The sequence below is a fragment of the Dactylosporangium sp. NPDC051087 genome, from assembly GCF_055586325.1.
Genome location: NZ_JBVJIJ010000022.1, coordinates 189098 through 203660 on the forward strand (window position 1 = coordinate 189098; position 14563 = coordinate 203660).

9 protein-coding genes are annotated in these 14563 nt (G+C 74.5%); all 9 read left to right on the forward strand.

The features are described 5' to 3' along the window. Nucleotides 1-39: 39 nt before the first annotated feature. Nucleotides 40-3057, forward strand: coding sequence for a non-ribosomal peptide synthetase (locus ACZ6TV_RS37120; RefSeq protein ID WP_465302874.1), 3018 nt, complete (start codon nt 40-42; stop codon nt 3055-3057). A gap of 46 nt (nt 3058-3103) precedes the next feature. Beyond that, complete coding sequence (locus tag ACZ6TV_RS37125) at nt 3104-3595, forward strand: hypothetical protein (protein ID WP_465302876.1); 492 nt, start codon at nt 3104-3106, stop codon at nt 3593-3595. Next, nucleotides 3592-6588, forward strand: coding sequence for a non-ribosomal peptide synthetase (locus ACZ6TV_RS37130; RefSeq protein ID WP_465302877.1), 2997 nt, complete (start codon nt 3592-3594; stop codon nt 6586-6588). The genes ACZ6TV_RS37125 and ACZ6TV_RS37130 overlap by 4 nt, the downstream gene beginning before the upstream one ends. Further along, entirely contained in the window at nt 6585-7460 is an 876-nt protein-coding gene (locus ACZ6TV_RS37135; RefSeq protein WP_465302879.1) for an ABC transporter ATP-binding protein, read from the forward strand. Before ACZ6TV_RS37130 ends, ACZ6TV_RS37135 begins: the two co-directional genes overlap by 4 nt. Next, entirely contained in the window at nt 7457-8302 is an 846-nt protein-coding gene (locus tag ACZ6TV_RS37140) for an ABC transporter permease (RefSeq protein WP_465302881.1), read from the forward strand. Before ACZ6TV_RS37135 ends, ACZ6TV_RS37140 begins: the two co-directional genes overlap by 4 nt. Further along, nucleotides 8295-9512 carry a macrolide family glycosyltransferase gene (locus tag ACZ6TV_RS37145; protein WP_465302883.1) on the forward strand — a complete coding sequence of 406 codons (1218 nt, stop codon included), beginning with the start codon at nt 8295-8297 and terminating at the stop codon, nt 9510-9512. The genes ACZ6TV_RS37140 and ACZ6TV_RS37145 overlap by 8 nt, the downstream gene beginning before the upstream one ends. Next, a complete protein-coding gene (locus ACZ6TV_RS37150) occupies nt 9509-10297 on the forward strand; it encodes an FkbM family methyltransferase (protein ID WP_465302885.1) in 789 nt (262 codons plus the stop codon). The genes ACZ6TV_RS37145 and ACZ6TV_RS37150 overlap by 4 nt, the downstream gene beginning before the upstream one ends. Nucleotides 10298-10311: 14 nt before the next feature. After that, nucleotides 10312-11292: a Gfo/Idh/MocA family protein gene (locus tag ACZ6TV_RS37155; RefSeq protein WP_465302887.1), complete on the forward strand. Its 981-nt coding sequence runs from the start codon at nt 10312-10314 to the stop codon at nt 11290-11292. A 212-nt stretch (nt 11293-11504) separates the two neighbouring features. Further along, entirely contained in the window at nt 11505-14531 is a 3027-nt protein-coding gene (locus ACZ6TV_RS37160) for an amino acid adenylation domain-containing protein (RefSeq protein ID WP_465302889.1), read from the forward strand. Nucleotides 14532-14563 lie beyond the last annotated feature (32 nt).

Genomic DNA, 14563 nt, shown 5'->3' on the forward strand with positions numbered 1-14563 from the left:
AACGGACCGAACCGGCGGCACCGAAGCGAGGACTGTGTGATGAGCATGAACGTTCGGAAGCCGGTGTCCGCCAGTGACCGGTGGTGGCTCGCGCACCCCGACACGATCTCGCCGGTCATCCAGACCGTCGTGGAAGGCGCCGGGTCGATCGACGCCGACGCCCTGCGGGCCGCCGTCACCACGGTCGCCGCAGCCTGCCCCGACACGGCCCTGCGGTACACCCGCAAGGCCTGGCTCGCCGGCGGCACCCCGCCGCGGGTCCGGGTGGTCGGCGACCTCGGGCACGGTCCCGCGGACGGGACCGGCGTCGTGGACGTCGACGAGTTGCACGACCCGCTGCCGACACCCGACGGCGCCTGGTGCGAGGTGCTGTACTGCCCCGGCGACCCGGCCGCCGTCGTGTTCCGCGCCTCCCACGCCGTCATGGACTGGCCCGGGATGGCGCTGTGGATCGCCGACGTCTTCCGGGCGTTGCGCGGCGAGGCGCCGCTCGGCGCGCCCGACGACCTCACCGAGGACGGCATCTTCGACCGCTTCCCGGCGCCGGCGGAGAAGCCGCCGAACCCGAAGATCGAGTGGACCTCGCCCCTCGGCCAGCCGAGCGGCCCGAAGCGCACCGCCTGGGCCCGGCGCACCGTCGACGGGTACCACCGCGGACTCGTCGCGCAGGTCGCCGCCGCGCTCACCGCCGCCTACGAGCTGCCCGCGGCCCGCTTCGCCGTCGCGTTCGACATGCGCCGGCACGTCCCCGGCGTCCGCAGCACCGGCAACCTGTCGCAGGTCGAGCTGTTCGACTGCACCGCCGGCGAGCCGTGGGAGGCGTTCCACGAGCGGGTCCTCACCGCGATGGCCGAGGGCCGCGAGGTCAGCGGGCGCATCGACTCGGGGCTGCTGAAGCTGCCCAGGCCGATTCTGCGCACGATGGTCAAGGCGATGGAGAAGAGCCCGCCGGACAAGCGCCGCTACGCGTCCGCCACCGTCCTGGCGCACCTCGGCCGGATCGAGCCCGAGTCGCTGTGCACCGACGGGTTCGCCGCGCGCACCCTGTACCCGGTGCCGCTGCTCACCGCCGCGAGCCCACCGGACCTCAACCTGGTGGAGTGCGGCGGCCGCACCGAGCTGACCCTGACGTGGCGCGACGGCGACGGCGCGGCCGAGCGGATGGGTGCGGTCCTCGACGCCGTCGCCGAGGCCCTGTCGCCGCGCCGGACCCGCGAGTGGGACGGCAACGCGACCGGCACGGCCGCGAACCCGGCGACGGTCGTGCAGCGGATGCGGCAGGTCGTCGCGGAGCGCCCCGGCGCCGAGGCGGTGCGCTGGCCCGGCGGCTCGCTGACCTTCGCCGACCTCGACGCCCGCTCCGAGGTGGTCGCGGCCCGGCTGCGGGAGCTCGGGATCGGCCGCGACGACGTCGTCGGCCTGCTCGCCGACCGCTCGATGTGGGCGATCGTCGGCATGTGGGGCGCGCTGAAGGCCGGCGCCGCCTACCTGCCGCTGGACGTGCAGCACCCCGACGCCCGCCTGGCCGGCCTGCTCACCGACGCGGGCGCGCGGGTCTGCCTGGTCCAGGACGACTACGCCGAGCGGTCCGTCGCCGGTCCCGCCTGCACCGTCGTGCTGCTCGGCGAGCTGGCCACCGAAGGGGTCCCGGCGGTCGGTGTCACCCCGGCGCCCGGCGACCTGGCGTACGTCATCTACACGTCCGGCTCGACCGGCCGGCCGAAGGGCGTGGAGATCGAGCACGCCGCCATCGCCAACTACGTCGACTGGACCACCACCCGGTTCGGCTGCGGCCCGGACACCGCCTTCGCCGTGTTCACCTCCCTCGCGTTCGACCTGTCCAACACCGCGCTGTTCACGCCGATGCTGGCCGGCGGCACGCTGGTGCTCGTCCCGGACGAGCCGAACCACCTCACGCTGCGGCACCTCCTGGAGCACTCGGGCGCCGACACGCTGTCGCTGACCCCGTCGCACCTGGACCTCATCGGCCAGCTCGACCTGCGCCCGGCCGGGTTCAGGACCCTGGTCGTCGTCGGTGAGCAGCTGCGCTCCCCGGTCGCCGCGCGGGCCCGGGCGATGTTCGGACCCGGCTGCCGCATCCTCAACATGTACGGCCCGACGGAGGCGACCGTCGGGCTCACCCTGCACGAGTGCGCCGACGCCGACGACGCGGCCCCGGCGGTGCCGATCGGCGTGCCGATGGACAACTGCACCATCCACCTGCTCGACCCGCAGCGCCGGTTCGTCGCCGCCGGGGAGCCCGGCGAGATGTACCTCGGCGGCGCCCAGCTGGCCCGCGGTTACCGCAACCGGCCCGACCTCACCCGCGAACGCTTCGTGTACCTCGCCGACGGCACCAGGGTCTACCGCACCGGCGACCTCGCCAAGGTCCGGACCGACGGTGAGCTCGAGTTCATCGGCCGCGCCGACGACCAGGTCAAGGTCAACGGCTACCGGATCGAGCCGGCCGAGATCGCCCACGTGCTGCAGCGGCACCCCGCGGTGCGGGCCGCGGTCGTCGTCGCGCGGACCCGCCCCGGTGCCGAGCACAAGCAGCTCTACGGCTACGTGGTCCTCAAGCCCGGCGCCGAGGCGGCCGACTGGGACACGTTCCTCGGCGAGCACCTGCCGCGGTACATGGTGCCGAGCGCCACGACGGTCATCGACGCCGTGCCGCACAACGCCAACGGCAAGGTCGACGTGGCCGCGCTGCCCGACCCGCACGCCGGCAGCGGCAGCACCGGCAGCACCGGGTCGCCCGCCGCGGGCACCGGCGACGAGGTGCGGCTGGCCGTCGCCCGCGTCTGGGCCTCGACGCTCGGCCTCGACGCGGCCCGCCTCGACGAGGCCGCCGACTTCCACCACCTCGGCGGCAACTCCGTGCAGCTGCTGGCGATGCTCGCCGGGGTGTGCCGCGACGTCGTCGGCGCCGGCGCCGAGCGGACGTTCATGGCGGAGCTCGGCAGCATCATCCGCGAACCGACCCTGGAGCGGGTCAGCGACATCGCCCGCCAGGCCCGAGACGGGGCACCGGTGGCGGTGCCCGCGGCCGGCTGACGAGGGCCGGCCGGATCAACCCATCAGCACGACCCGGGGAGGCACCATGACCGCACTGACGCTCAGCCGTGACAACGCCAGGGGTGCCTACGTGCTCACCGGGCCCGACGGGACCGTCCTGGGCTCCCTCGCCGCCGACCGGCGCGTGCGCCACGGCGAGGTCGGCACCGCGGCGGGCACCACCGCCGTGCACAGCGGCGGCATGCGCCGCCGGTCGGCGTGCGCCGGTGCCGAGCAGGCGCCGGTCCTGCGCCTGGACACCACCGCCGCCCTGGTCCCCGGCCTGCCGGACGCGCGGTGGGAGGTGACCCGCGACCGCAGCCGCTTCACCGGCGTGCTCACCGGCACCGGGGTGCAGATCGTCGTCACCGTCCCCGCCGGCGGCAGCGGGCCGCTGCACGCCGAGGTGCAGGGCCAGTTCCCGGGCTGGGACCTGGCCGTGCTCACCGCGGCGTTCGCGTTGCTGGCCCGCCGCCACGCCGACACCATGTTCACCGCCGCGCTGGTCAGCGTCGCCACCGGCGGAGCCGGCCGGTGACGGCCGACCTCCGCGAGGCCGCGACGGCAGCCGTGGATACCACCTACCGGCGGGCGGTGTCCGCCACCGACTGGTGGTTCGTCGCACACCCGCGCCGCATCCCGCCCGTCATCCAGACCGTCGTCGAAGGCGCCGGGACCGTCGATGTCGCCGAGCTGACCGCCGCCGTCGAAGCGGCCGCGGCGGCGAACCCCGGCACCCGGCTGCGACGGGAAGGCCAGTGGTGGGTCGACTCCGGTCGCGCTCCAGGTGTACGGGTCATCGACGGTCACCGAGGCCCCGTCGCGGAGCTCGCCGCGCTGCACGACCCGCTGCCGACCGCCGGCGGCGCCTGGTGCGAGGTGCTGTGGTGCCCCGGCGACACCCCGGCGCTGGTGTTCCGCGCCTCGCACGCCGTCATGGACGGTAAGGGCAAGTCGATGTGGATCGCCGACGTGTTCCGCGCGCTGCGCGGCGAACCGCTCCTCGGCGCCACCGGCACCATCACCGACGGCGACGTCTTCGACAAGCTCGGCATCACCAACGCCGAGAGCAAGCCCGACGTGTGGTTCCCGTCGCCGCTCGGCCGCCCCGGCCGGGGCAGGCACCGCACGGTCTGGGCCCGGCGCACCGTCGACGGCCACCACCCGGCGCTGACCGCGAAGGTCGCGACCGCGCTGCGCGCCGCCTACGGCCTGGACATGGCCCGCTTCGCGGTCGCCTTCGACCTGCGCCGGCACGCCCCGCAGACCCGCACCACCGGCAACCTGCTGCAGACGGAGCTGTTCGACGTCACGGCCGGCGAGCCGTGGGAGGCGCTGCACGAGCGGCTGCTCGCCGCGATGGCGCAGCGCCGCGAGGTCACCTGGCGGCTCGACCCCAACCTGCTCAAGATGCCCGTCCCGGCGCTGCGGACGCTGATCCGCTTCATGGAGGCGGGCCGCAAGGACAAGCACGCGTCCGCGACGGTGCTGTCCCACCTGGGCCGTGCCGATCTCGCCGAGCACTCCACCGGCACGTTCGAGGCGCGCACCACCTACCTGCTGCCGCTGCTGGCCGCGGTCAGCTCGCCGGAGGTCAACTCGGTCGAGTGCGGCGGCCGCACCGAACTGACCCTCACCTGGCGCGACGGCCCCGGCGTCAGGGAACGCATGGAGGCGGCCCTGGACGCCGTCGCCGCGGCGCTGGACCCGCCCGCGCCGTCCGCCCCGCGGCAGAGCGCGGCGCCGGCCGTCGCGCCGACCTGGACCGTCGTGGACCGGCTCGCCGAGGTGGTCAGGGCCCGCCCGGACGGGGTGGCGCTGCGCTGGCCCGGCGGGTCGATGACGTTCGCCGAGCTCGACGCCCGCTCCGACGTCGTCGCGGCCCGGCTGCTGGAGCTCGGCGCCGGCCGCGGGACGGTGGTCGGCCTCCTCGCCGACCGTTCCATGTGGACGGTCACCGGGCTGTGGGGCGTGCTGAAGGCGGGCGCGGCGTACCTGCCGCTGGACGCCGGGCACCCCGACGCCCGCGTCGCGGCGCTGCTGCGGGACGCCGGCGCGGACGTGTGCCTGGTGCGCGCGGGCGACGCGGGCCGGACCCCGGACGGCTGCACCGCCGTCGTCCTCGACGACCTGCCCGCCGGCGCGGCCGCACCGGCCGCGAAACCGTCCGCTGGCGACCTGGCGTACGTCATCTACACCTCCGGCTCGACCGGCGCGCCGAAAGGCGTCGAGATCGAGCATGCCGCCCTCGCCAACTACGTCGACTGGACCGGGCGCGTCCTGGGCGTCGACGCCGACACGCATTTCGCGCTGTTCACCTCGCCGGCGTTCGACCTGCCCAACACCGCCCTGTTCTCCTCGACCCTCGCCGGCGGCACCCTCGTCCTCGTCCCGGACGAGCCGAGCCACGTGACGCTGCGGCAGCTGCTGGAGGAGTCCGGCGCCAACGCGCTGAAGCTCACCCCGTCGCACCTCGACCTCATCGGCCGGCTCGACGTCGCGCCCGCCGGGTTCCGGCTGCTGGTCGTCGGCGGCGAGCCGCTGCGGCCCGCGGTCGCCGCGCGCGCCCGGGCCCAATTCGGGACCGCGACGCGGCTGTTCAACCACTACGGGCCCACCGAGGCGACCGTCGGCTGCGTCGTGCACGCCTACCACGAGGGGCGCTACGACTCGGCGACCGTGCCGATCGGCCGGCCCGCCGCGAACTGCACCGCCCACGTCCTGGACGCCGACCGGCGGCCCGTCGAGGACGGCACGGCGGGGGAGCTCTACATCGGCGGCGTCCAGCTGGCCCGCGGCTACCGCGGCCGGCCCGACCTCACCCGCGAACGGTTCGTGCAGCTTGCCGGCGGCGGCCGCGCCTACCGCACCGGCGACCTCGCCAGGGTCCTGCCCAGCGGCGAGATCGAGTGCCTCGGCCGCGCCGACGACCAGGTGAAGGTCGCCGGCTACCGGGTCGAGCCGGCCGAGGTCGCCGCGGCCCTGGAGGCGCACCCGGCCGTCCGGCGCGCCGTGGTCGTGGCCCGCGCCGCGTCGTCCGGCGCCGGCAAGGTCCTGTGCGCCTACGTCGCCGCGGACCCCGCCACCGGCGCGGACGAGCTGCGGACATTCCTGTCGGCGGCGCTGCCGCGGTACATGCTGCCGGCCTCCATCGAGCGGGTGGACGCGTTCCCGCAGACCCCCAACGGCAAGATCGACCTGTCGGCGCTCCCGTCACCCGCGCTCGGCCAGGCCGCGCCGGCCGAGGAGAGCGACGAGGTCAAGGAAGCCGTCGCCAAGGTCTGGGCCGGTGTGCTCGGCGTCGACGCCGGCCGGCTCGACGGCGGCACCGACTTCCATCAGCTCGGCGGCGACTCCGTGCTGCTGCTCGCCATGCTCGCCGGGGTCTGCGCGGACGTCGTCGGCGCCGGCGGCGAGGCCGCCTTCATGTCCCAGCTGGGCCGGATCATCCGGCGGCCGACGCTCGACGGCGTCAGCGACGTGGCCCGCGAATCGCTCCGCAACACCAACGATGAGGGGAGTGCGCCGTGAGGCCGCTCGGTGAGGATCCCAGCCCGGCGATCGAGGTGCGCGGGCTGCGCAAGCTGTACGGCCAGACCGTCGCGCTGCACGACATCGACTTCGAGGTCCGCCGCGGGGAGATCTTCGCCGTGCTCGGACCCAACGGCGCCGGCAAGACCACGACCGTGGAGATCCTGGAAGGCTTCCGCCCGCGCGACGGCGGCACCGTCAAGGTCCTCGGCGAGGACCCGTTCAAGGCCAACGAGGAGTGGCGGGCCCGCATCGGTGTCGTGCTGCAGACCACCGGCGAGTTCGAGGACCTCAACGTCGGCGAGGTGGTGCGGCACTTCGCCCGCTACTACCCCGACGCGCAGGACCCCGACGACCTCATCGAGCGGGTCGGGCTCACCGAGAAGCGCAACGCCCGCGCCTCGAAGCTCTCCGGCGGCCAGCAGCGGCGCCTCGACGTCGCGCTCGGCATCATCGGCCGGCCCGAGGTGCTGTTCCTCGACGAGCCGACCACCGGCTTCGACCCGGCCAGCCGGCGCGACTTCTGGCAGCTGATCCGCGACCTCGCCGCCGGCGGCACCACGATCGTGCTGACCACGCACTACCTCGAGGAGGCGGAGCAGCTCGCCGACCGGGTCGCGGTCATCGTCGGCGGCCGGATCGTCGACATCGGCCTGCCGCAGACGCTCGGCGGCCGCGACACCGAGGCGACCGTCGTGTCGTGGATCGGCCCCGACGGGCCGGAGACCGTGCACACGACGACCCCCACGAAGTTCGCCGCCGACCTGCACGCCCGGCTCGGCGGGGAGGCACCGGGGCTGACCGTGCACCGGCCCAGCCTCGAAGACGTCTACCTGCAGATGATCAGCGCCGCCACCACGGAGGAACGATGACCGCCCTGACCGTCGCACCCACCCGGCGCCTTCCGCGCGCCCGGCTGCGGCGCATCGTCTCCCTCGGCCTGTACCGCGGGCAGATGGAGCTGCTGCAGTTCTTCCGCGGCACCGAGACCGTCGTGTTCTCCCTGCTGTTCCCGGTCTTCGCGCTGGTCATCTTCAGCTCGATGTTCGACGGCGAGATCGCGCCCGGCGTCACCTACAGCGACTACCTGGTGCCCGGCATCATCGCCACGGGCCTCATGGTCACCGGCTTCCAGACCCTGGCGATCTCGATCGCGATCGAACGGGACCGCGGCGGGCTGAAGCGGATCGCCGCCACGCCGATGCCCCGCTCCGCGTACTTCATCGGCAAGGTCATCATGGTGCTCGTCACCAGCGTCGTGGAGACCGTCGTGCTCGTCGCCGTGTCGGTCCTGCTGTACGGCACGCACCTGCCCGGCACCACCGACGCGTGGCTCACCTTCGGCTGGGTCAGCCTGCTGGGCGTCACCGCCTGCGCGCTGTGCGGGATCGCGCTGTCGTCGGTGCCGCGCAACAGCCGGTCCGCGCCCGCCGTCGTCGCGCCGTTCGCGTTCGTGCTGCAGTTCATCTCCGGCGCCGCGCTCGTCTTCACCGACCTGCCGCCGTGGCTGCAGTGGATCGCGTCGGCGTTCCCGCTGAAGTGGATGTGCCAGGGCCTGCGCTCGGTGTTCCTGCCCGACAGCTACGCCGCCCAGGAGGCCGCGCACAGCTGGCAGCTCGGCTGGGTCGCCTTCGCCCTGATCGGCTGGGTGGTCCTCGGCACGGTCCTGTGCCTGGCCACGTTCCGCTGGACGAAGACCCGGGACGGTGGCTGAGCGCATGGCGCACGTCGCGTTCTTCGCCCCGCCGTCGGCGGGGCACCTCAACCCGACCCTCGGCCTCGCCGCGGAGCTGCTGCGCCGCGGCCACCGGGTCACCTACGCCACGACGCACGACTACGTGGCCCGCGTCGGCGAGGTCAGCTCCGACGTCGTGGAGTACACCGAACAGCACCCCGGCGACTTCCGCTCGTTCCAGTTCACCGGCAAGAGCCTCGTCGACGCCATGAGCGCGAGCCTGGCCGAGACCGAGGCGCTGCTGCCGGTGCTGCGCAGCGCGTTCCCGCAGCCGCCGGACGTCGTCGTCTACGACAACGCCGCCTGGTGGGGCCGGCTGCTCGCCGCCGAGTGGAAGACCCCGGCGGTGCAGGTCTCGCCGATGCTCATGTCCAACGACCACTGGTCGATGAGTGAGCGGTACACGAAACTCAGCGCCCTGCAGCCGCGCCTGTGGCTGTTCCTGGCCCGCCTCGGCGGGTTCCTGCGCAAGCTGGGCACCGACGTCACGCCGAAGCAGCTGCTGACCGGCGACGGCGCGGCCCGCCGGGTGGTGTTCATCCCGCGCGAGTTCCAGTTCCGCGGCGACACCTTCGACGACGCGTACCACTTCGTCGGGCCCTGCCTGTTCGAGCGGAGGTTCCTCGGCACCTGGGAACGCGCTGACGACCGGCGGCCGCTGATCCTGGTCACGCTCGGCACGATCTACAACCAGAACCCGCAGTTCTTCCGCACCTGCATGGACGCCGTCGCCGACCTCGGCGGGCACGTCGTCATCGCCGTCGGCGACGGCGTCGACCTCGACGCGCTCGGCACCCCGCCGCCCAACGTGGAGCTGCGGCGGTTCGTGGCGCAGCTGCACGTGCTGGAGCACGCGGACCTGTTCATCACCCACGCCGGGATGGGCAGCACCATGGAGGCGCTGTACCACGGCGTGCCGATGCTCGCCGTGCCGCAGATGGCGGAGGAGCAGGCGAACGCCGACCGGATCGCCGAGGTCGGCGCCGGGCGGGTCGTCGCCACCGCCGGGCTCACCGCGCCCGTGCTGCGCGCCGAGATCGAGCGGATGCTCGCCGACACCACGATCCGGCGCCGGGCCCTGGAGCTGCGCGACGCGACCCGGGCGGCCGGCGGCGCCGAAGCGGCCGCCGACTGCGTCGAGGCCGCGCTGCGCGCCGCCGAACATCTCGAGGAGAGGGCAACACCATGACCGCAGCCCAGTACGAGCCGCAGCGCGTCGAGCTGCCGGACGGCCGGCTCGTCGCCGTCACCAACCCGCAGGACGTCCTGGTCTGGCCCAGCCTCAGCGAGGACTCGCCGTACGCCGACGGCATCGCCGACCTCGGCGACGGTGACGTCGTCATCGACGTCGGCGCGCACATCGGGCTCACCGCCCTGTACTTCACCGACAAGGTCCCCGGCGTGCGGGTCCTGGCGTTCGAGCCGGCCCGCCGCACCAACGCGTGCGTCGCCGACAACGCGGCCCGGCTGATGCCCGGCGTGCGGGTCTTCGACGTCGCGCTCGGCGCGGAGCCCGGCACCGCCGAGCTCACGTTCCTGCCCAACCACACGATGATGGCGACGATCGTCAGCGACGACGCCGACGACGACCGCAACATGACCGCGGTGCTGAGCAACTTCGGCGTCGACGACGACACCCGCGAGCAGTTCTGGCGCGACTTCCGCGACGGCGCCGAGCGGTACGAGGTGCAGGTGCGCACCCTCGCCGACGTCCTGGACGAGGAGGGCGTCACCGACGTCGGCCTGCTCAAGATCGACGTCGAGCGCGGCGAGCTGGCGGTGCTGCGGGGCCTGCGCGCCGAGCAGTGGCCCGGGGTCCGCCGGGTCGTCGCCGAGGTGCACGCCGTCGACGGCAACCTCGACGCCGTCGTCGAGCTGCTGCACCGGCAGGGGTACAGCACGAAGGTGTTCCAGGAGGACGTCTTCGTCGGCGGCAGCGTCCACATCGTCTCCGCCGTCCGGCCCGGCACCTGATGGCGCCGCGGACGGTGCGCTTCGGCGTCCTCGGCTGCTCCTCGGTCGCCCGCCGGCGCAGCATCCCCGCCCTGGTCTCGCACCCGGGGGCGGAGCTCACTGCGGTCGCCAGCCGCGACCCGGAGAAGGCCAAGGCGTTCGCCGCCGAGTTCGGCTGCGCCGCCACCGGCTACGACGAGCTGCTCGCCCGCGACGACGTCGACGCCGTCTACGTGCCGCTGCCCACCGCGCTGCACGTGCCGTGGGGGCTGAAGGTCCTCGCCGCCGGCAAGCACCTGCTGCTGGAGAAGCCGTCGGCGACGTCCGCGGCCGGCACCCGCGAGCTCGTGCGCGCCGCCACCGAACGCGACCTGGTGCTGCGGGAGAACTTCACGTTCCTGCACCACCCCCAGCACGCCACGGTCGCGCGGCTGCTCGCCGAGGGCCGCCTCGGGCAGCCACGGTCCTTCAGCGGCTCCTTCTGCTTCCCGCCGCTGCCGGCCACCGACATCCGCTACGACGCGGCACTCGGCGGCGGCAGCCTCCTGGACGCCGGTGTCTACCCGATCCGCGCCGCGCAGCTGCTCCTCGGCGACGACCTGACCGTCGTCGGCGGCAGCCTGCGCGTCGACGGGCGCACCGGCGTCGACGTGGCCGGGCACGCGCTGCTCGTCTCCGCCGCCGGGGTCCTCGTCGACGTCAAGTTCGGCTTCGAGCACAGCTACGGCGCCTCGTACTCGCTGTGGGGCAGCGCCGCCCGGCTGACCCTGGACAAGGCGTTCACACCGGCCGCGACGTGGCAGCCGGTGCTGCGCATCGACGAGCAGGACCACAGCGAGGAGTTCACCCTGCCCGCGGGGCACCAGTTCCTCGGTGCGGTCGCCTCGTTCACCGACGCGGTCCTCGCCGGCCGCGGCGCCGGCCACCCGGACGAGGCCGCCGGGCTGCGGTCCATGGTGCGCACCATGGAACTCGTCGAGGACATCGTCCGCGTCGCGACCCGCGTCCCGGCCTGACGTCCCCGTCGCGAGAAGCGCCGGGCCGGGCCTTAAGGGTTCTCCTAGAGATCGTCCTCGGCGGCGCTGCGGGCCGTGGCTGCGCACCATACTTCGTCTCAGAAGTCGAAGCCGCCGCACGAATGCGGCGTGGACGCGCCACAGCGGCGGGCGGGACGGGGACTGGGGTGTCGCCCGCCGCCCGCCGCCGGCGCGGCGAGAGGGAGGCCGACTTGCCGTCCACCGATCAGCGCCAGAGCACCACGTTCCGCCGGGCGGTCTCGCCCGTCGAATGGTGGATCGCCGCGCATCCGCGCGGTGCCGTGCCGGTGCTCCAGGTCGCCGTCGAGGGCACCGGTGCGCTCGACCCCGACCGGCTCGCCGAGGCGGTCACCGCCGCGTCGGACGCGTGCCCCGGCACCCGGCTCGCCCGCAAGGGCCGGTCGTGGGTCGACACCGGGCGGCCGCCCGCGGTCCGGCACGCGAAGGTCGGCGGCGACGTGGCCGTACACCGGCTGCCGGAGCTGCAGGAGCCGCTGCTGCACCGCGGCGGGCCCACGTGCGAGGTCCTCTACGTCGGCGGTCCCGACCCGGCGGTCGTGTTCCGCGCCTCCCACGCCGTGATGGACGCCGGCGGGGTGCTGCTGTGGGCGGCCGACGTGTTCCGGGCCCTGCGCGGCGAACCGCTCACCGGCGCCACCGACACCGTCACCGAGGTCGACCTGCTGCCGCCGCTGACGCAGAAGCCGACCCCGCCGGGCCTGCAGTACCCGGCGCTGCTCGGCGAGCGCACCCCCGGCACGCCGCGGCGGACCCTGTGGCTGCGCCGCAGCGTCGACGGCTACCACGCGGGCCTCATCGCCCGGCTCGCCACCGCGATCGCGCCGCTGTGCGGCGACGGCGACGCCCAGTTCGCGGTGCCGGTCAACCTGCGCCGCTACGCACCGCAGACCCGCTCCACCGCCAGCCTCTCGCACAGCCTGCCCTTCACCGTGCCCGCCGGGCAGGACTGGGAGGCGACCCACGAGCGGCTGCTCACGATGCTCGCCGAGGAACGCGACGCGCAGGCCCGCCTCGACCCGGCCGTGCTGAAGATCCCGCAGCCGGTCCTGCGGTTCATCAACGGCGCCCTGGAGAGCAAGGCCGCCAAGCAGAACCGCTACCCGTCGCACGCGTCCCTGGCCCACCTCGGCCGGGTCGACGTCGAGGAGTTCAGCACCGCCGAGTTCACCGCGACGGCCCTGTACTCGCTGTCCAGCAGCCCCGCCGGCGGCCCCGTCGAGCTCGACGCCGTCGAGTGCGCCGGGCACACCGAGATCACCCTGAGCTGGCACGACGGCCCCGGCATCGAGGAGAAGGCCGTCGCGCTGCTGGACCGGATCGAGGAGATCCTGTCCCCGGCGGCGCTGCGGTCACCGTCCGACGTGGCCGCCGCCGCCGCGCCCGGCACCGTGCTGCCGGCGTTCGCCGCGCAGTGCGCCGCGACCCCCGACGCGCTCGCCGTCAGCGGTCCCGACGGCGACCTCACCTACGCGGAGCTCGACCGGCGCTCCCGCGTCGTCGCCACCGCGCTGCGCGCCCGGGGCGTCGGCCGGGAGGACGTCGTCGGGGTCCTCGCCGACCGTACCGCCGCCGCCGTCGCCGCCATCTGGGGTGTCGTGCGGGCCGGCGCGGCGTATCTGCCGCTGGACGTGCAGCACCCCGACGCCCGCCTGGCCGGGATCCTCACCGACGCGCAGGCCCCGGTCTGTCTCGTGCAGCGCCCGCACGACGCCCGCGCCGTCGTCCCCGACGGCTGCGCCACCGTGCTGCTCGACGAGCTGACCGGTGAGCCGCCCGCGGACTGGACCGAGCCCGACACCGCGCCCGGCGACCTGATCTACGTCATCTACACCTCCGGCTCGACCGGCCGGCCCAAGGGCGTGGAGATCGAGCACCGCTCGCTCGCCAATTACGCCGCGTGGGCCACGCCCTACCTGGGCGTCGACGCGTCCACCCGGATGCCGCTGCTGACCTCGTTCGCGTTCGACGTCTCGTGTACGACGCTGTTCCTGCCGCTCCTCGTGGGCGGCACGGTCCTGCTGCCGCGCGGCGACCTCAACCACGCGACGCTGCGCACGCTGCTCACCGACGACGCGCCGACGGTGCTGACGATGACGCCGTCGCTGCTGGAGCTGATCTGCGCGCTCGACGTGCGCCCGGACACGGTGCGGGTCGTCGCCGCCGCCGGGGAGGTGCTGCGCACCAGCGTCGCCCTGCAGGCCCTCGACATGTTCGGCGCAGAGTGCCGGGTGATGAACCTGTACGGCCCCACCGAGGCCACCATCGAGTGCCTCGCGCACACGTTCGACCCCAGCACCGACAAGGCCGCCGGGGTGCCGATCGGGGTGCCGCCGGCCGGCTGCACCGCCCACGTCCTGGACGCGCAGCACCGGTTCGTCGCGCCCGGCGAGGCCGGTGAGCTCTACATCGGCGGCGTCCAGCTGGCCCGTGGCTACCGCGGCCGGCCGGACCTGACCCGGACCCGGTTCGTGCGCCTCGCGGACGGTACCGGCGTCTACCGCACCGGCGACATCGTCCGCGTCACCGACACCGGCGTCGTCGAGTTCCTCACCCGCGCCGACGACCAGGTGAAGGTCCTCGGCAACCGGATCGAGCCGGCGGAGATCGCGCAGGCGCTGGAGGACCACCCGGCGGTCAGCCGGGCCGCGGTCATCGCCCGCAGCCGGCCCGGCGGCGAGCACAAGCTGCTGTGCGCCTACGTCGTCGGCGACGCGCCCGACCCCGCGCAGCTGCAGGCGTTCGTGGCCGAACGGCTGCCCAAGTACATGGTGCCGGCCACCGTCACCGTCGTGGCCGAGCTGCCCCGTACCGTCAACGGCAAGATCGACGTGAAGGCGCTGCCGGACCCGTTCGCGGGCGTCGACGAGCCCGCCGCCGATCACTCCGGCCGGGACGAGATCACCCGCGCCGTCGCCGGGATCTGGTCCGCGACCCTCGGCGTCGACCCCGACCGCCTCGCCGACGACACCGACTTCCACCAGCTCGGCGGCGACTCGCTGCTGATGCTGTCGATGGTCGGCGCGGTCTGCCGCGACGTCGTCGGCGCCGCCGCCGAGCCGCTGTTCATGGCCCGCCTCGGCGAGATCGTGCGGGAGCCGACGATCGCCCGGGTCGCCGCCGTCGCCCGCGACGCCGCTTCGGCACCGGGCGCGCCGATCCCCGCTCAGGCGAAGCCGGTCGAGACCGTCAGCGCCTGAGGCCGGACCGCAGGGACCGACCGACCACCCAC